Genomic DNA, 15867 nt, shown 5'->3' on the forward strand with positions numbered 1-15867 from the left:
TTCGCCATCCAGTTTGAAGACCGGGTGCCGCAGGCTTAAACGAAAACCCGTTTACACAGAATACAGTACACCCCCGGCGCGTCCAACGCACATCTGCCATCCGATTTTCTACCGAAACGGACTGCGTGCAAATATTGAGAACTGGCTTCAGCCCTTGCTGCGCAGCCAACTCGATGGTTTCTGCCGCTGTGACTTCGAACATGCGACGGCCGCTTGGAACTGCGCCATGGCGTAACGACATAATCATGATGCCTGTCGCAGAGAGCAATGAAGCGACAATGGGCATCGCTCGGCAACGCTGCCCTTCATCAAGATGCATCCACACCGCCGTCAACATGACGACGTCAAACGTCTCATTCCTAGCACGAAGGAGCGGCAAATCAGGAAGACTGTCATCCAACCATTCAATCGCATATTTCCTATGAAACTCGATGCCAGGTAAACGCAACTCTTTTGTGGGCTCGACAGCAACTACCTGATGGCCCATCGCAGCGAACGCAGCCGCATCAGTGCCAATACCTGAGCCAATATCCAATATCCTGCTCGGGGCTAAAGGTAAAAGGTCGAAAACTATCTTATGCTGGCTCTCAAAAGATATATGTCGCCACCTTTCTATCAAAAGCTTGGCCTCTTCGGCATATCCTTCCGTACCGCTAATCAAAGCAGGCATAAGGTCCACTTTCTTTCGATTAAGGTCCAAGCATCGTCGCGAAGTTCTTCCGGCATCCGGCCGCTCTTGAATCCGGCCGACGGGGAAGGATAGCATCTTGCTCGAGTGGAAAAATCACATATTGTCACGTCCAGCCGATGCCATCCCCCAAGGTCACTTTGCTCTGCACGGTCACTTCATTTCCCTAACGATCCTCATTGCGTCTCGCCCTGGCGCCTGACCAAACTCACGCGCATATTCTCTGCTGAATTGTGTAGCGCTTTGGTAGCCGACTTCGTGGGCGGCGGCGGTTACGCTGTAGCCGGAGGCTATGAGCAGAGTGCGGGCATTGAGCAGTCGGATTTGCTTTTGATATTGGACTGGACTTAGCGTGGTGACGGATTTGAAGTGGCGGTGGAATGACGATGCGCTCATGGCTACGCTATCTGCCAAGTCCTCCACACGCAGCGGCAATGCAGAGTTGCGACGAATGTGTTGAATGGCCTGATTGACGCGCGCGAGTGTCGAATCGGGCAAGGCGATGTCGCGCAGCATCCAGCCCAACGGCCCTTGCAATACGCGATAGAGAATTTCTCGCTCATAGCCCGAAGCCAACGCTGGTATGTCTGACGGATGGTTCATCAAACGCAGCATGCGGACCCAGGCATCCAGTAGCTCTGGCGTCACAGCGGCCACGGAGAACGCATTTTTGTCATCACACCATTGGCTGGGAGTATTAGGTAGGTCGCTCAGTAGATTCGCGACAATTCCGGCATCCAGAGTCAAGCTGACCGCAAGGTAGGGCAAGCCAGTTTCGGACGGCCGCACCACCCCACTGGCCGGCAAACCAACGGACATGACGAAATAGGTAGCAGGATCATAGTGTAAGGTCCGTCCTCCGACGGTTATGCTCTTACTTCCCCGCAGAATCAGATTAATCATAGGCTCGTAGGCTGCAGCCAATTGATGTTCGGGGATGGTTCCCTGGACCATCGCGACGCGCGGTATGCCGGTCTCAGTGCGCCGGTTTTCGGCGTGAGCGGTCAGGGTGCGAAGTTCATCAAGTTGTTTTTCCATGCAGGGATTAAACATCACCTTGCTGACCTCTTGCAACTTAAAAGCAGAAATAGGCAGGATTGAGGCTCAAAATGAGAGGCCAGATTCAACGCCGCTGGCTACCATGTAGGCTCATGTAACCGCTTAACGGAGTCAAAATGAAGGTTGTACTTATCACTGGCGGCAGCCGCGGTATTGGAGCCAGCACCGCGCTGGAATGCGCGCGTCGTGGACTAGGCGTCATACTCACCTATAACAGCCAGGCGGACAAAGCCAGCGCGGTGGTACGTCAGATCTGCGAGGCTGGAGGCTCGGCAGCAGCCTTGAAACTGGATGTCGGCATCCCTCGAGATTTCTCCGACTTCCGCAACGAGGTGTCGGCCACATTGTCCAGCGTATGGGGCGAGAATGAAGTGAGTGGCTTGGTAAATAATGCGGGCTACGGTTTGTTTAAACCCATCGAAACCGTGACCGAAGCAGAATTCGATGGCTTGATGAACGTTCACCTCAAGGGGCCATTCTTCCTGACCCAGTCATTGCTGCCGCTGATGAAACAAGGTTCCAGCATAGTCAACCTGTGCAGCGCAACGACACGCGTTGCAACCAAGGGCGTGGCGCCATACGCCTCGCTCAAAGGGGGGCTGGAAGTGCTCACGCGATACATGGCCAAGGAATTCGCGGAACGCCGAATCCGCGTGAACTCTGTTTCTCCAGGAGCGATTCAGACGGAACTGGGCGGCGGCCTGGACGACAAATTTGAAGCTCTGCTCGCGGCGCAGACCGCGCTGGGCCGCGTTGGTGAACCTGAAGATGTTGCGCGGGTGATTGCCATGCTGCTGACGGAAGATGGCGGTTGGATCAACGCGCAAAACATTGAAGTCGCCGGTGGCTACATCATCTGACCGAAAGGAGCAAACCAATATGTTGGATCACGTTTTTATATCGGTGAGCGACATCGACCATCCCATCGGCTTCCACACTTCCGTGCTGGCACCGTGGCAGAACGGGAGTTAATGTGACGGCTAGAAAAACAATCAAGCTACGCGCGGCCGTGGATGCGTTCATTGCTGCGGCCAACTCCCATGATGTAGCGCGGGTGTTAGCACTGTTTGCGCCGGATGCGGTGATAGATGACCCGTCGACCGGACATTGTTTCGATGGTCATGCAGGCATCTGCAATTATATCGAGCGGTATTTCATCGGGTATCACACGGTGACTCGATTCCTGTCCATGGACATCCTGAACGATTATCGGGCGCACGTGCGAGTCGACTTCGCGGGTGATTTCGGACACGAAATCGGCACACTGATAATGTCTGTAAATACTGAAGGAATTTTCATCCGAATCGATGCCGGCCTTGAATAATACCGGGCCGCCAACGGGCGCTTTCCACATCGCGAGCGTCCGCTGCTGGTCGGTTACAGGAGCTTGTTATTTTTCATTAGTGCCACGGATGTGTCACTCACGTCCGGTTGACCGACGCGCCGCCATCCACTCTCAGGTTCGATCCCGTGGTGAAGCTTGATGCGTCGGAGGCCAGATAGAGCGCCGAGCGGGCGATTTCCTCCGGCAGTGCCAAGCGCTTGAGCGCGTGCAGGCCTTCGACGAAGGCGCGCGCTTCGGGCGTGTTGGCGCTGGCCCGGCCCATCGGGGTGTCGGTGCCGCCGGGTAGCAGCGCGTTGGCTCTTACGCCGTGGGTGCCATATTCGACGGCGATGACCTGCATCAGGCCGATCAAGCCGGCCTTGCTGGCGGCATAGGCGCCCATGCCAGGAAAACCGACCGTGCTGCCAACGATGGTCGAGGTAAAGATGATGGAGCCGCCCCCGCGCTTGATCATGGCCGGCAGCTGATATTTTGCACCGAGGAAGGCGCTGGTCAGGTTGGTGTCGACGATGGCCTGCCAGGCGTCGATGGAAATGTCGCACACCGGTGTGGCGTCGCCCGTCATGCCGGCGTTGTTGAAGGCGATGTCGAGTCCGCCGAAGCGGCCGACCGCCGTTTCCACCAGTGCCCGCGCGAGTTGCTCGTCGCGGATGTCGCCGGCGACGGCGACCGCCTCGCCGCCGTCACGTTCGATGTCTGCGACCAGCGCGATGAGTTCGGCCTGGCGGCGCGCCGTCACGACCACCTTTGCGCCTTCACGCGCGAATAGCCTGGCCGTCTCGTAGCCGATACCCGAACTCGCGCCGGTGACGATCGCCACTTTTCCTGTTAGCTGATGCATGGATTTTTCCTTCTGCAGGAGTGATAGAGAGGCTCCAGCATAGGTAGGCGGCGGATGATGGGCTACCCGTTTCTTGCTACGCAATTGCAGCGCGCCGGCGTTGAAGCGGCGCGGTACTTGCACATGTATGCCCAATCAGACTAAGCTTGAGGACTACCTTGATCACTTTACTCAGATTGCCGTCATCATGATTTTTCGCCAGCTGTTCGATCCTACATCCTCCACCTACACCTATCTGCTGGGTGACAGCGGCGAGGCGCTGCTGATCGACCCGGTCTACGAGCAGGCGCCGCGCGACCTGGCGTTGTTGAAGGAGTTGGGCTTGCGTCTGCTGGCCACGCTGGACACCCACGTCCACGCGGACCACGTGACGGCCGCCTGGCGCTTGCATCAAAGCTGCGGCAGCCGCATCGCGCTGGCGGAAGCTGCGGGCGCGGAACTGGCCGACCGCCCGCTGCGGCATGGCGATCGCATCGATTTCGGCAGCCGCCATCTGACGGTGCGGGCCACGCCCGGCCATACCAACGGCTGCTTGACCTTTGTGCTGGATGACGAAAGCATGGCCTTCACCGGCGACAGCCTGCTGATACGCGGCTGCGGCCGCACCGATTTCCAGCAGGGCAGTCCGCAGCAGTTGTTTGCTTCGGTGCGCGAGCAGATCCTGTCGCTGCCCGAGACTTGCCTGCTCTATCCGGCGCACGACTACCGCGGCATCACCGTGACCAGCGTGGCGGAGGAGCGCCGCTTTAATCCGCGCCTGGGCGGCGATGTGGACGAGGGCGACTTCGCCGGGCATATGAACAATCTGCACCTGCCGCATCCCAAGCTGATTGCGATCGCGGTGCCGGCCAATATGCGCTGCGGTCAGCCGGAAGGCAACCTGCCCGCGCCCGATGCGCCAACCTGGGCGCCGCTGACTTTGCGTTTCAGCGGCGTGTGGGAGATCGAGCCGATGGTGTTGCTGGAGCATCTGGCCGAGGCCCAGATCGTCGACGTGCGCGAGGCGCCGGAGTTCATCGACCAGCTGGGCCATCTAGAAGGCGCGCGGCTGGTGCCGCTGTCGCAGCTGATGGATCGCGTGGGAGAGCTGGACCGCGCGCGGCCGGTGGTGGCGGTGTGCCGCTCGGGCGTGCGTTCGGCCCAGGCCAGCGTGCTGCTGACCAAGGCCGGCTTTAGCCAGGTCGCCAATCTGGCCGGCGGGATGCTGCGCTGGAAGGCCGAGGCGCTGCCGGTCGCTTCCGACAGCGTTTGATGACGCCGGCGCTCAGGCCTGCGCGTTGCGCATCAAGGTGCGCAGGTTGCAGTCTGCTTGCCAGCGGCGGCGTTCTTCGCTGCTGACGGCCAGTTCGGCCAGTTCGGCGTCGCTGAGCGCGGACTTGGCTTGCACCAGGCGGTGCGCCAGCGCGGCGTCCGGCAGCATGGTGCCGAAGAAGGCCACCAGTTCGTGGTGTTGCAGCAGCAGGGTGGGGAAGTTCTCCACGTCCAGGTCGCCCACCACGTCTGCATGGTCTTCGATGTCGATCCAGACGAACAACTTGTCCGGGTGGCGCGCGGCCAGCTCCTCGAACGTCGCGCGGTAGGACTCGCAGGTGCCGCACCAGGCCGCGCACAGGCAGGCCACGATCCAGCGCTCGCCGGCCAGGGCGGCGGCGATCTCTGCGCGATTGTCGGAATTCAGGGTCACACTGTGCATGGTATTCGTGGGCTAACGGCGGCCTCTGCGCCTAAGGGGCGTATTCTACATCCCCTCGCGGGGTCGCGCCTGCCAGCGCGGCAGGTTAAAATACGGCATGCCTATTATTCTTGCCATTGAAACCTCCTCCGAACTGGCCTCGGTCGCGCTGCTGCGCGGCGAGACCGTCATCAGCCGCGTGTCTTCGGGCGTGCGCACCCATTCGCAATCGGTGCTGCCGATGATACAGGAGCTGCTGGCCGAAGCCGCTATCGCCTTGAAAGACTGCGACGCCATCGCCTTCGGCTCCGGCCCCGGTTCGTTCACCGGCGTGCGCACCGCTTGCGGGATCGCCCAGGGCCTGGCCTTCGGTGGCAACCTGCCGGTGGTGCCGGTGGTGACGCTGGACGCGATGGCGCTGGCTTGCCATCAGCGCCATGGCGCCGGCGACGTGCTGGCGGTGCTCGATGCGCGCATGGGCGAGGTGTACTGGGCCCAGTACCGCTTTGCGGACGGTGCTGCGCCGGCGGCCGTGCTGCCGCCCGCGCTGTCGGCGCCCGAGGGCGTGCAGCCGCTGGGCGCGCCTGTCGCTTGCGGCAACGGTCTGTCGGCCTATGCCGAGGCGTTTGCCGGCGGCGGCTTTGCCGAGGTGATGCCGCATGCGGAGCAGGTCGCGCAGCTGGCGGCGATCGCCTTTGCCGCCGGCGCGACCGTGACGGCGGCCGAGGCGCAGCCGCTGTATTTGCGTAACAAGATCGCATACACCCAGGCCGAACGGCGCGACATGGCGGCCGCCAAGGCCGCTGAAGGTGGCGCATGAAGCAGATGTGGGACCTGGCGCGGCTGAACTATGAGCCGATGCGGCAAACCGATTTGCTCGATGTGGTGGCGCTGGAGGAGAGCGTTTATCCGCATCCCTGGAGCATGGCCAATTTCGTCGATTCCCTCAACAGCAATTATGAGGCGTGGGTGTTGCGCGACCAGCACGGCGATTTGCTGGGCTATTTCCTGCTGATGACGATCGTCGACGAGGCGCATTTGCTGAACGTGGCGGTGTCGGCGGAGCGGCAGGGGCAGGGCCTCGGACGGTTCCTGCTGAACCAGGCCGTGGCTTGTTCGCGCGGGCTGGGCATGGAATCGGTGCTGCTGGAAGTGCGGCCATCGAATACGCGGGCGCTGGAGATTTATGGGCGCTACGGATTTCAACAGATTGGTCGGCGCAAGGGCTATTACCCGGCCGCCAATCAGCAACGCGAGGACGCAATCGTTATGCGATTCAGTTTATGAGTCAGACGATAGCCCGCAGTACCGTGTTCCTCGACGAGATGGGCGTGGGCGTGCAATGGAAGTTGCGCAATCCCGCTGTCGGCGAAGAGGCGGTCGTTGAGGATGACGTGGCCGGGGAGCCAGTAGCGGTGGCGGCTGAAGCGCCGCCGGCGCCAGCTGCCGTCCCGGCACCCGTGCCAGTGTCGGCGCCCGTTGCAGTTGCCGCGCCCGCACCCGCACCCGTGGCGGCGCCTGCGCCAACGCCCGCGCCAACGTTCGCCCCCGAGCCGCCGGCCGAAGAAGTACCGTTCGCCGCGGCCGACGAAGACTCGACCGCCTGGTTCGACGAGGCGCCCGTACCTGCGCGCGCCGAGCCGGTCAGCGATGCCGCCATCGCCGCGATGGATTGGGCCGCGTTGAAGACCGCCGTCTCCACCTGCACCCGCTGCGCGCTGTGCGATACGCGCCGCAACGCCGTCAACGGCCGTGGCGCCGCCGACGCCAGCTGGATCGCCATCGCCGCCGCGCCGTCGCGCCTGGACGAAAAGGAGAACCAGGCGATCGCCGGCGAGGCGGGGCAGTTGCTGGACAATATGTTGAAAGCCATCTCCCTCAAACCGGAGACGGACGTCTACGTGACCAACCTGGTCAAATGCCGCCCGTCCGGCCCCGACGGCGCCGACCGCGCGCCGAGCGGCGAGGAGCTGCTGGCCTGCCGTCCGTTCCTGGAGCGCGAACTGGCGCTGACCGGCGCGGCGATGGCCATGACCTTCGGCCAGTACGCCGCCAAGGGCCTGATGATGGGCCCGGCCGCACGCGGCCAGGTGATGCGTTACGGCGCCGCCCAATTGCCGGTGGTGGCCACCTATCACCCGGACGACCTGCTGCGCAAGCCGGAAGACAAGGCCAAGGCCTGGGGCGACCTGTGTCTCGCCAAGGCTGCCCGTGACTAGCCTGCCGCTCGCCGCGCCGTTGAACACGTCGACGCCGGCGGACAGCTATCAAGCACGCTTCGAACAGCGCTGGGGGCACCTGACCCGTCCGCACGTGCGGGCGCTGGCATGGCTGCTGGACGCCCCCGATCTGCTGGACCCGGCCTCACCGCACTGGCACGGCCGCATCGCCACGCTGGGCTCCATGTCGCCGGAAACGGCCGACTGGCTGGCCGCGCTGGAGCAGGATCCGATCCCGCTCGAGGCCGCGCTGGGCACTCGTCACTATTCGCGCCTCGGCCTGTACGCTGAAAAGCTGATGGCCTTCTATTTCGCCGAGCATGGCAAGCTGGTCGCGCACGGCCTGCAAGTGCGCGCCAGCCGCAACGACACCGTCGGCGAGTTCGACTTCCTGCTGCGCGACGGCGACGAACTGGTCCACCTGGAGTTCGCCACCAAGTTCTACCTGCTCGACGCCAGCGAGGCCGGCGCCGACTTCAACGGCCTGATCGGCCCCAACCTGGCCGACACGCTGGGCGCCAAGATGCGCAAGATCTTCGACAAGCAACTCTCGCTGGCCAGCCATCCGGCGGCCCAGCCCCTGCTGCCGCAGCCGGTGGCGCGGGCGCAGGCGCTGGTCAAGGGCTGGCTGTTCTATCCGGGCGGGGAGGGCGCGGCGCCGATGGCGGGCATCTCCCAGCCGCATTGCAACGGCTTCTGGATCACGCTGCAGCAGGCCGCCGCATTGCAAGGCGAGCGCTACGCCATCATGCCGCGCCTGCACTGGCTGGCGCCGTTGAAGATGCCGCTGGAGTCGAGCGCGATGAGCAAGGATGAACTGCTGGCCGCGCTGCACGAGCACATGGCGCAGGTGGCCGCGCCGGTGATGGTGGCGGAGCTGGAGCAGCGGGGGGAGTGGTTGGTGGAGCGGTGTCGCGGCTTCGTGGTGCCGGACGACTGGCGCGCGCAAGCCGCGCAGCGCCGCCTGGACGGGGCGCTGCCGGCTTAATCGGCGACTAGTGTTTCAGCTCGCCGATCAGCGCGACCGAATCGAACTCGCGCTGGTTGGCCGCATGCTTGCGCATGATGAGGTACATGGTGCCCGCCAGGAACAGGCCGAACAGCACGATGATGACGTCCAGGTTCAGGTGGCCGCGCAGCATCAGCGAGTACACCGCCAGCATGGTCAGGATGGACAGGTTCTCATTGAAGTTCTGCACCGCGATCGAGTGGCCGGCGCTCATCAGCACGTGGCCGCGGTGTTGCAGCAGCGCGTTCATCGGCACCAGGAAGAAGCCGCCCAGCAGGCCGACCAGGATCAGCAGCGGATAGGCCAGCGCCACCGATTTCACCATGGTCATGCTGATGACGATGACGCCCATGGCGATGCCCATCGGGATCACGTTCAGCGATTTGCGCAGCGAGATGAAGCGCGCCGACAGCACCGCGCCCAGCGCGACGCCGATGGCGACCACGCCGACCAGGCTGGTCGATTGTTCGTAGGTCAGCTTGAGGGTGCGGTTGGCCCACTCCAGCACGATGAATTGCAGCGTTTGCGCGGCGCCCCAGAACAGCGTGGTGACCGCCAGCGAGATCTGGCCCAGCTTGTCTTTCCACAGCAGGCCGTAGCAGTTGGCGAAGTCGGTGATCAGCTTGATCGGGTTGCGTTCCTGGTGGCCGTAGACGCAGCCGGTGTCCGGGATGCGGGTGTTGAACAGCGCCGCCAGCATATAGATGGCCACCACCACGCACAGCGCCGCCTCGGGCGGGGTGTCGATGCCGGTGTCGATCAGCGGGAAGTCAAAGCCCAGCAGGAAGGACGACACCTGGCCGCCGACCAGCTTGCCGCCCATGACGGTGCCGAAAATAATCGACATCACGGTCAAGCCTTCGACCCAGCCATTGGCGGCCACGAGTTTTTCCGCGGGTAGCAATTCGGTGAGGATGCCGTATTTGGCCGGCGAATACACCGCGGCGCCAAAACCGACCAGCGCATAGGCCAATAAGGGATGGACGTGGGCGAAGATCAGCAGACAGCCGCCAACCTTGATCAGGTTGGAGATGAACATGACCTTGCCCTTGGGCATCGAATCGGCGAAGGCGCCAACAAATGCGGCCAACAGTACGTAAAAGAGCGTAAATGAGAGCTTCAGCAGTGGTGTGATCCATGCTGGGGACTTCATCGTTACCAGCAGGTCGATCGCAACAAAGAGCAGCGCATTATCCGCCAGGGACGAAAAAAATTGCGCTGCCATAATGGTATAGAAACCACGATTCATTCTGGGGTGCCTGAAAACTTATCTGGCTTGCTTTATACCATGCTTTGATCGTATCCCCAAGAATTGAGCCGTGCAGTTAGGCTGCTACACGGTAAAATACGGCCTTCCCATATTCCGCTCAAACTGCATATGCCTAGGCCGATCCTCGCAACCATCCACGTTGAATCCATGAAGCATAACCTGGCCCGCGCCAGGGCGAATGCGCCCGGCGCCAAGGCCTGGGGGGTGGTCAAGGCGAACGGCTACGGCCACGGCCTGGAGCGGGCGATGCGCGGTTTCGCCGACGCCGACGGCCTGGCGCTGGTGGAGATCGACTACGCCGTGCGCCTGCGCGAGCTGGGCTGGAAAAAGCCCATCCTGTTACTGGAGGGTTTCTTCGATCCGGCCGATCTGCACACCATGGCCGGCTACAACCTGCAGGCCGCCGTGCATTGCGTCGAGCAGCTGGCGTGGCTGGAGGCGGCGCAAGCGGCGCTGACGGCGCGCGGCATCAAATTTGATCTGCATCTGAAAATGAACAGCGGCATGAACCGGCTCGGCTTCATGCCGGACGCCTACGCCGCCGCGCATGCGCGCCTGAGCGCGATTACCTGCGTCGGCAGCATCACCATGATCACCCACTTCGCCAACGCCGACGACGCCGAGCATCCGCTGCTGCCGATCGCCGAGCAGGTGCGCCGCTTCGAGCTGGGCACGGCCGGGCTGGCGGGGGCGCGCAGCCTGTCCAATTCGGCGGGGGTGCTGATGCACCAGAAAACCTTGCGCAACGACTGGGTACGTCCCGGCATCATGCTGTACGGCGGCTCGCCGGGCGGCGCCACGGCGGCATCGTTCGGCCTGGAGCCGACCATGACCTTGAGCAGCGAGATCATCGGCGTGCAGAACATCGTGGCCGGCGACGTGGTCGGCTACGGCAGCCGCTACCAGGCCGAGGGTCCGATGCGTATCGGCGTGGTGGCCTGCGGCTATGCGGACGGCTATCCGCGCAGCGCGCCGATGGGCACGCCCGTGCTGGTCGACGGCGTGGCGACCACGCTGGTGGGCCGGGTGTCGATGGACATGTTGACCGTGGACCTGACGGGCCTGCCGTCGGCTGGCGTCGGCAGCAAGGTCACGCTGTGGGGACGCGGCATGCCGATCGACGACGTGGCGACGGCGGCCGGCACCATCGGCTATGAGCTGATGTGCGCATTGGCGCAGCGCGTGCCGGTTGTGGAAGGCTGAACGGATGGCCAAGGCAAAAACCAACTACACCTGCAGCGACTGCGGCGGCACGGCCACCAAATGGACCGGCCAGTGTCCGTCCTGCCAGCAGTGGAACACGATGGTGGAGACCGTCGTCGAGGCGGGCGGCAACAACCGCTACTCGCAACCGCAGCACATGTCGCTGGCGCAGACCGCGCCGGTGCTGTCGCTGGCCGATATCGACGCCATCGACGTGCCGCGCTTCGGCACCGGCATCGAGGAGTTCGACCGGGTGCTGGGCGGCGGCCTGGTGGCCGGTGGCGTGGTGTTGATCGGCGGCGATCCGGGCATCGGCAAGTCGACCTTGCTGTTGCAGGCGCTGGCCAATGTGTCGCATCTGAAAAAAGTCCTGTATGTCAGCGGCGAGGAGTCCGGCGCGCAGATCGCGTTGCGCGCCAAGCGGCTGAACATCGACGCCCGCGATTTGAAATTGCAGGCGGAGATACAGCTGGAGAAGATCCTCGGCACGCTGGCTGACCTGAAGCCGGAAGTGGCGGTCATCGATTCGATCCAGACCGTGTATTCGGACGCGCTCAGTTCGGCGCCGGGTTCGGTGGCGCAGGTGCGCGAGTGCGCGGCGCAGCTGACCCGCGTGGCCAAGCAGACCGGCATCACCATCATCCTGGTCGGCCACGTGACCAAGGAAGGCGCGCTGGCCGGGCCGCGCGTGCTGGAGCACATCGTCGATACGGTGCTGTATTTCGAGGGCGACAATCATTCCAGCTTCCGCCTGGTGCGCGCGATCAAGAACCGTTTCGGCGCGGTCAACGAGCTGGGCGTGTTCGCGATGACGGAGAAGGGCTTGAAGGGCGTGTCCAATCCGTCGGCGCTGTTCCTGTCCCAGCATGACAATCAGGTGCCCGGCTCCTGCGTGATGGTGACGCAGGAGGGCACGCGTCCGCTGCTGGTGGAGATCCAGGCGCTGGTCGACGCCAGCCATCTGCCTAACGCGCGCCGCCTGTCGGTCGGGTTGGAGCAGAATAGGCTGGCGATGCTGCTGGCTGTGCTGCACCGTCATGCGGGCATCGCGGCCTTCGACCAGGACGTGTTCATCAACGCGGTGGGCGGGGTCAAGATCACCGAGCCGGCGGCCGATCTGGCGGTGCTGCTGGCGATTAATTCCTCGATGCGCAGCAAGCCGCTGCCGCGTGGTTTCGTGGTGTTCGGCGAGGTGGGCCTGGCCGGCGAGATCCGGCCGGCGCCGCGCGGGCAGGAGCGCTTGCGCGAGGCGGCCAAGCTGGGCTTCTCGATGGCGATGATCCCGACCGCCAATGCGCCCAAGCAGCCGATCGAGGGCATGACCATCATCGCGGTCGATCGCATCGACGATGCCTTCAATAAGCTGCGCGAAATCCAATAACGTTGTATTGTTACGTGTTGTAATCATTAATACTGAATAATTGGTAACGCAAACGTACAAGAGGATAGATAGTGTTAGTTGATCAGAGGTCAGTCGCGCGCAAGATCCTGCGCTCCAAGGTGGTGGCGGTGATGGACGGCATGCAGCCACAGCCGGGACGCACGCTCGATATCAGCGCCAGCGGTTTGTCGATAACGTTCGAGCACAAATTGGCGGTCGGGCATATGGGGAATGTGACGTTCGAGCTGTTCCTCGATGGTAAGCCGCAGATCCTGACCTGCCGCTCCAAGGTGACTTATTGCATTTTCAGCGGCGACCATTTCAAGATCGGTTACCAGTTCCTCAATCTGGATAGCGCCAACGCCAGCGCCATCAACAAGTTCCTGCGCTAGGGCCGACGTAGCGGGCCCTGGGGCGGATCGGGCGACGCGCCTGCACTTGTTCGAGTGCATGCGCCAGCCAGCCGACGCAGCGGCCCAGCGCAAACAGGATGAACGGCGCGTCATCCGGCAGCCCGTGCGCGGCGGCCAGCAAGGTCAGCGCAAAATCAATGTTCGGCAATTCCCCCGCCTGGGCTTCGGCCGCGGCGGCGAGGGCTGTGTGCGGCTGCAATTCCGGTAATAATTTCATCAAGGCGCGGGCGCGCGGGTCGCCTTCCGCGTACAGCATGTGGCCGAAGCCGGGCAGCGGGCGGCCGCTGGCGCGCCATGTGGCGACGGCGGCTTCGGGGCCGTGCGCGCGGGCGGCGGCGGCCAGTTGGGAGAATTCGGCCGAGGCGCCGCCGTGCAGCGGACCGGTCAGCGTGGTGAAGCCGGCCAGCACGCCGGCCGCCAGCGAGGCGCCGGTCGAGATGGCGACGCGGGTGGCGAAGGTGGAGGCGTTTAGTTCGTGGTCGGCCATCAGCACCAGCGCGCGGCGCAGCAGGTCTTCGGAGGCCGGGCGTTGCCAGGCGAGGGCCAGGCGGTGGCTGATGGTGGCGGCCTGCTCGCCTGCGGGGCCGATCATCGCGTGCGTGAGCGTGGCCAGGACGGCGGCGGCTTCGGCGCGCAGCTCGGCGGCGGGGCGGTCCATCGAGGGCGCGTCGCTGGCGCTGCGCAGCGCCAGGGCCAGCAGGCCGGCGCCCAGCGCGCTGGCCGGCGCTGCGATGGCGGTTTGTGCGTGCGCTGCTGCTGCCGGTGCGCGGGCGGACGGCGCGGCGGCTGGCGTTGCCAGCAGTTGGCCGGGTTCGGCCTCCCACAATAAATCGGCGATCTCTTCCAGCGTGGCGGTTTCGGACAACGTGACGGCGTCGCGGCCGCGGTAGAGCAGGCGGCCGTCGGCGGCGGTGGAGATGGCGGACGGCAGCACCGGGTCGCCCCATTGCATCGCCTGCGCGGAGACGGCTTCGATCTTGCGGCGGCCGTTGCTGCGTCGGGCCATGCGCAGGATGTCGTCGCGATGGTAGAGGCTGCGGCGCGGATCGGCCTCGTCGGACTTGGCGCGTATCTTGCCCCGGCTGACGTTGGCGTACAGCGTTTGCGGGCGGACATTCAGTAGGTTCAGCGCTTCTGCCGCTGTCATCCAGACCATCTCGGTTTCCTATGTTGACACTTCAAGTCAAGATTGACGCCCTCTGTGGGCGGTCCTAAGCTGGGACAGCATATCAATTACTGGAGCGTTCATGTCTAAAATGTTGGAGGCTATGTCGTCCGCGCTGTCCTTGTCGGCGCGGGAGTGCGTGACGTTCACCGGCGAGGGCGAACTGCCATCGTGTTATGCGGTGACGGAGTTGGCGGCGGCGTCGGTGGGCGCGGCTGCGCTGGCGGTGCGGCAGCTGATCGCGGCGCAGGGCGGGCGGCCGGCGGACCTGGTGGTCGATCGGCGGCTGGCGTCGCTGTGGTTCAGCTGGTCGCTGCGTCCGGTGGGCTGGGAGCTGCCACCGCTGTGGGATCCGGTGGCCGGCGATTATAGGACCGCCGACGGCTGGATACGCCTGCACACCAACGCGCCGCATCACCGCGATGCAGCGCTGGCGGTGTTGAAGGCGCCGGTCGAACGCGAGGCGGTGGCGCGGGCGGTGGCCGGCTGGCGCGGCGTCGAGCTCGAAGCGGCGGTGGTGGCGCAGGGCGGCTGCGCGGCGCTGATGCGCTCCGGCGCGGAATGGGCGGCGCATGAGCAGGGGCGGGCGGTGGCGGCCGAATCCTTGGTCGCGTTGTCGACCCAGGCCGGCAGCTTCAATGCGGGCTGGGCGCCGACGCCGTCGCGGCCGCTGGCGGGGCTGAGGGTGCTGGACTTGACGCGGGTGCTGGCCGGGCCGGTGGCGACGCGCTTCCTGGCCGGCTATGGCGCGGACGTGCTGCGCATCGATCCGCCAGGCTGGAACGAGCCGGGCGTGATACCGGAGGTCAGCTTGGGCAAGCGCTGCGCGCGCCTGGATCTGCGACTGGCGCCGGATCGCGCCGTGTTCGAGCATTTGCTGGCCGGGGCGGATGTGCTGGTGCACGGCTATCGTTCGGATGCGTTGGAGAGACTGGGATACGGCGAACAGATGCGCCGGCAGTTGAATCCTGGATTGGTCGATGTGGCGCTGGATGCGTATGGCTGGTCGGGGCCGTTGAGCGGGCGGCGCGGCTTCGACAGCCTGGTGCAGATGAGCGTGGGCATCGCCCAGCGCGGCATGCAGTGGCGGGGCGCGGACAAGCCGGTGCCCTTGCCGGTGCAGGCGCTGGATCACGCGACCGGCTATCTGGCCGCGGCGGCGGTGGTGCGCGGGCTGCTAAACCGGCTTGCAGGGGGAAGTGCGACGCAGGCGCGCCTATCGCTGGCGCGCACCGCCTTGCTGCTGACGGAGCAGTCGCCGCAGGATGGGGGCATGGACGCCCAACCGCTGGCGGCGGCAAGCGACGCGGACCTGGCGCCGGCGCTGGAGGAAACCGCGTGGGGCGCGGCCCGCCGCTACCTACCGCCGGTGGCGATCGATGGCGCGCCGATGGCATGGGCGCGGCCCGCCAGCGAACTGGGCTCGTCGCCGCCAAGCTGGTAAAAAACTGGGGTCTGACATTCGGACACGGGCTCAACCATAGCGGTGCCTTTATGGTTGAGCTCGTGTCCGAATGTCAGACTTGACCCTGAACCTTCCCCTCAAATTTTGAAGATAGCGATTAACGATCTCAGCTCGCCAAGAGCGATGGTGAGCTGACT

Annotated in this window: 17 protein-coding genes; 11 read left to right on the forward strand and 6 right to left on the reverse strand. The window is 64.2% G+C overall.

Going from position 1 to position 15867, the window contains the following annotated elements; genetic code table 11:
- Both AC07OK_RS30315 and AC07OK_RS30320 read right to left on the reverse strand, forming a co-directional pair.
- The coding region (locus tag AC07OK_RS30315) for a class I SAM-dependent methyltransferase (RefSeq protein ID WP_494693762.1) at positions 1 to 670 on the reverse strand (670 nt) is incomplete at its 3' end.
- Positions 671 to 841: 171 nt separating this feature from the next.
- Entirely contained in the window at positions 842 to 1726 is an 885-nt protein-coding gene (locus AC07OK_RS30320) for an AraC family transcriptional regulator (protein ID WP_494693763.1), read from the reverse strand.
- A gap of 137 nt (positions 1727 to 1863) precedes the next feature.
- On the opposite strand from AC07OK_RS30320, the gene AC07OK_RS30325 reads away from it, so the two are divergent.
- Positions 1864 to 2607, forward strand: coding sequence for an SDR family NAD(P)-dependent oxidoreductase (locus AC07OK_RS30325; RefSeq protein WP_494693764.1), 744 nt, complete (start codon positions 1864 to 1866; stop codon positions 2605 to 2607).
- A gap of 113 nt (positions 2608 to 2720) precedes the next feature.
- On the forward strand, positions 2721 to 3071 hold the full coding sequence (locus AC07OK_RS30330) for a nuclear transport factor 2 family protein (RefSeq protein ID WP_494693765.1): 351 nt from the start codon (positions 2721 to 2723) through the stop codon (positions 3069 to 3071).
- 97 nt (positions 3072 to 3168) lie between these two features.
- Here the strand turns inward: AC07OK_RS30330 and AC07OK_RS30335 are convergent, their stop codons facing one another.
- On the reverse strand, positions 3169 to 3933 hold the full coding sequence (locus AC07OK_RS30335; protein ID WP_494693766.1) for an SDR family oxidoreductase: 765 nt from the start codon (positions 3931 to 3933) through the stop codon (positions 3169 to 3171).
- 187 nt (positions 3934 to 4120) lie between these two features.
- Here AC07OK_RS30335 and AC07OK_RS30340 point away from each other — a divergent pair, with 187 nt between their 5' ends.
- The gene (locus AC07OK_RS30340) at positions 4121 to 5185 is read left to right on the forward strand and encodes an MBL fold metallo-hydrolase (RefSeq protein WP_494693767.1); all 1065 of its coding nucleotides are present in this window, start codon (positions 4121 to 4123) and stop codon (positions 5183 to 5185) included.
- Positions 5186 to 5197: 12 nt separating this feature from the next.
- Here AC07OK_RS30340 and AC07OK_RS30345 read toward each other — a convergent pair whose 3' ends face one another.
- On the reverse strand, positions 5198 to 5626 hold the full coding sequence (locus AC07OK_RS30345; protein WP_494693768.1) for a thioredoxin family protein: 429 nt from the start codon (positions 5624 to 5626) through the stop codon (positions 5198 to 5200).
- Positions 5627 to 5723: 97 nt separating this feature from the next.
- Between AC07OK_RS30345 and tsaB the strand changes: the two genes are divergently transcribed.
- The 4 genes from tsaB to AC07OK_RS30365 are packed head-to-tail and all read left to right on the forward strand — an operon-like array spanning position 5724 to position 8812.
- Positions 5724 to 6425, forward strand: coding sequence for a tRNA (adenosine(37)-N6)-threonylcarbamoyltransferase complex dimerization subunit type 1 TsaB (gene tsaB, locus AC07OK_RS30350; protein WP_494693769.1), 702 nt, complete (start codon positions 5724 to 5726; stop codon positions 6423 to 6425).
- Positions 6422 to 6892 carry a ribosomal protein S18-alanine N-acetyltransferase gene (rimI, locus tag AC07OK_RS30355; protein WP_494693770.1) on the forward strand — a complete coding sequence of 157 codons (471 nt, stop codon included), beginning with the start codon at positions 6422 to 6424 and terminating at the stop codon, positions 6890 to 6892. Before tsaB ends, rimI begins: the two co-directional genes overlap by 4 nt.
- The gene (locus AC07OK_RS30360; RefSeq protein WP_494693771.1) at positions 6889 to 7824 is read left to right on the forward strand and encodes a uracil-DNA glycosylase; all 936 of its coding nucleotides are present in this window, start codon (positions 6889 to 6891) and stop codon (positions 7822 to 7824) included. The genes rimI and AC07OK_RS30360 overlap by 4 nt, the downstream gene beginning before the upstream one ends.
- Positions 7817 to 8812, forward strand: a complete 996-nt coding sequence (locus AC07OK_RS30365; protein ID WP_494693772.1) for a DUF1853 family protein — start codon at positions 7817 to 7819, stop codon at positions 8810 to 8812. The genes AC07OK_RS30360 and AC07OK_RS30365 overlap by 8 nt, the downstream gene beginning before the upstream one ends.
- A 7-nt stretch (positions 8813 to 8819) precedes the next feature.
- Here the strand turns inward: AC07OK_RS30365 and lplT are convergent, their stop codons facing one another.
- Positions 8820 to 10082 carry a lysophospholipid transporter LplT gene (gene lplT / locus AC07OK_RS30370; protein ID WP_494693773.1) on the reverse strand — a complete coding sequence of 421 codons (1263 nt, stop codon included), beginning with the start codon at positions 10080 to 10082 and terminating at the stop codon, positions 8820 to 8822.
- Between the two features lie 129 nt (positions 10083 to 10211).
- Between lplT and alr the strand changes: the two genes are divergently transcribed.
- From alr to AC07OK_RS30385, 3 genes are all read left to right on the forward strand, one after another.
- Positions 10212 to 11306: an alanine racemase gene (gene alr / locus AC07OK_RS30375; RefSeq protein WP_494693774.1), complete on the forward strand. Its 1095-nt coding sequence runs from the start codon at positions 10212 to 10214 to the stop codon at positions 11304 to 11306.
- Between the two features lie 4 nt (positions 11307 to 11310).
- The gene (radA, locus tag AC07OK_RS30380) at positions 11311 to 12687 is read left to right on the forward strand and encodes a DNA repair protein RadA (protein ID WP_332855610.1); all 1377 of its coding nucleotides are present in this window, start codon (positions 11311 to 11313) and stop codon (positions 12685 to 12687) included.
- 71 nt (positions 12688 to 12758) lie between these two features.
- On the forward strand, positions 12759 to 13079 hold the full coding sequence (locus tag AC07OK_RS30385) for a PilZ domain-containing protein (RefSeq protein WP_494693775.1): 321 nt from the start codon (positions 12759 to 12761) through the stop codon (positions 13077 to 13079).
- On the opposite strand, the gene AC07OK_RS30390 is transcribed toward AC07OK_RS30385, so the two are convergent.
- The gene (locus tag AC07OK_RS30390) at positions 13060 to 14256 is read right to left on the reverse strand and encodes a citrate synthase family protein (RefSeq protein ID WP_494693776.1); all 1197 of its coding nucleotides are present in this window, start codon (positions 14254 to 14256) and stop codon (positions 13060 to 13062) included. The genes AC07OK_RS30385 and AC07OK_RS30390 overlap by 20 nt on opposite strands.
- A 100-nt stretch (positions 14257 to 14356) precedes the next feature.
- Here AC07OK_RS30390 and AC07OK_RS30395 point away from each other — a divergent pair, with 100 nt between their 5' ends.
- Positions 14357 to 15709: a CoA transferase gene (locus AC07OK_RS30395; protein WP_494693777.1), complete on the forward strand. Its 1353-nt coding sequence runs from the start codon at positions 14357 to 14359 to the stop codon at positions 15707 to 15709.
- Positions 15710 to 15867: the final 158 nt, after the last annotated feature.

The sequence above is a fragment of the Duganella sp. GW821-FHT07G03 genome, from assembly GCF_059418605.1.

Excerpts from the sequence above, each read along its gene's own strand:
- AC07OK_RS30360 (WP_494693771.1), top strand. The coding sequence starts at position 6,889 with ATGAGTCAGACGATAGCCCGCAGTACCGTGTTCCTCGACGAGATGGGC.
- AC07OK_RS30345 (WP_494693768.1), bottom strand. The coding sequence starts at position 5,626 with ATGCACAGTGTGACCCTGAATTCCGACAATCGCGCAGAGATCGCCGCC.
- AC07OK_RS30335 (WP_494693766.1), bottom strand. The coding sequence starts at position 3,933 with ATGCATCAGCTAACAGGAAAAGTGGCGATCGTCACCGGCGCGAGTTCG.
- AC07OK_RS30395 (WP_494693777.1), top strand. The coding sequence starts at position 14,357 with ATGTTGGAGGCTATGTCGTCCGCGCTGTCCTTGTCGGCGCGGGAGTGC.
- rimI (WP_494693770.1), top strand. The coding sequence starts at position 6,422 with ATGAAGCAGATGTGGGACCTGGCGCGGCTGAACTATGAGCCGATGCGG.
- tsaB (WP_494693769.1), top strand. The coding sequence starts at position 5,724 with ATGCCTATTATTCTTGCCATTGAAACCTCCTCCGAACTGGCCTCGGTC.
- AC07OK_RS30325 (WP_494693764.1), top strand. The coding sequence starts at position 1,864 with ATGAAGGTTGTACTTATCACTGGCGGCAGCCGCGGTATTGGAGCCAGC.
- alr (WP_494693774.1), top strand. The coding sequence starts at position 10,212 with ATGCCTAGGCCGATCCTCGCAACCATCCACGTTGAATCCATGAAGCAT.
- AC07OK_RS30390 (WP_494693776.1), bottom strand. The coding sequence starts at position 14,256 with ATGGTCTGGATGACAGCGGCAGAAGCGCTGAACCTACTGAATGTCCGC.
- AC07OK_RS30320 (WP_494693763.1), bottom strand. The coding sequence starts at position 1,726 with ATGGAAAAACAACTTGATGAACTTCGCACCCTGACCGCTCACGCCGAA.
- lplT (WP_494693773.1), bottom strand. The coding sequence starts at position 10,082 with ATGAATCGTGGTTTCTATACCATTATGGCAGCGCAATTTTTTTCGTCC.
- AC07OK_RS30340 (WP_494693767.1), top strand. The coding sequence starts at position 4,121 with ATGATTTTTCGCCAGCTGTTCGATCCTACATCCTCCACCTACACCTAT.
- radA (WP_332855610.1), top strand. The coding sequence starts at position 11,311 with ATGGCCAAGGCAAAAACCAACTACACCTGCAGCGACTGCGGCGGCACG.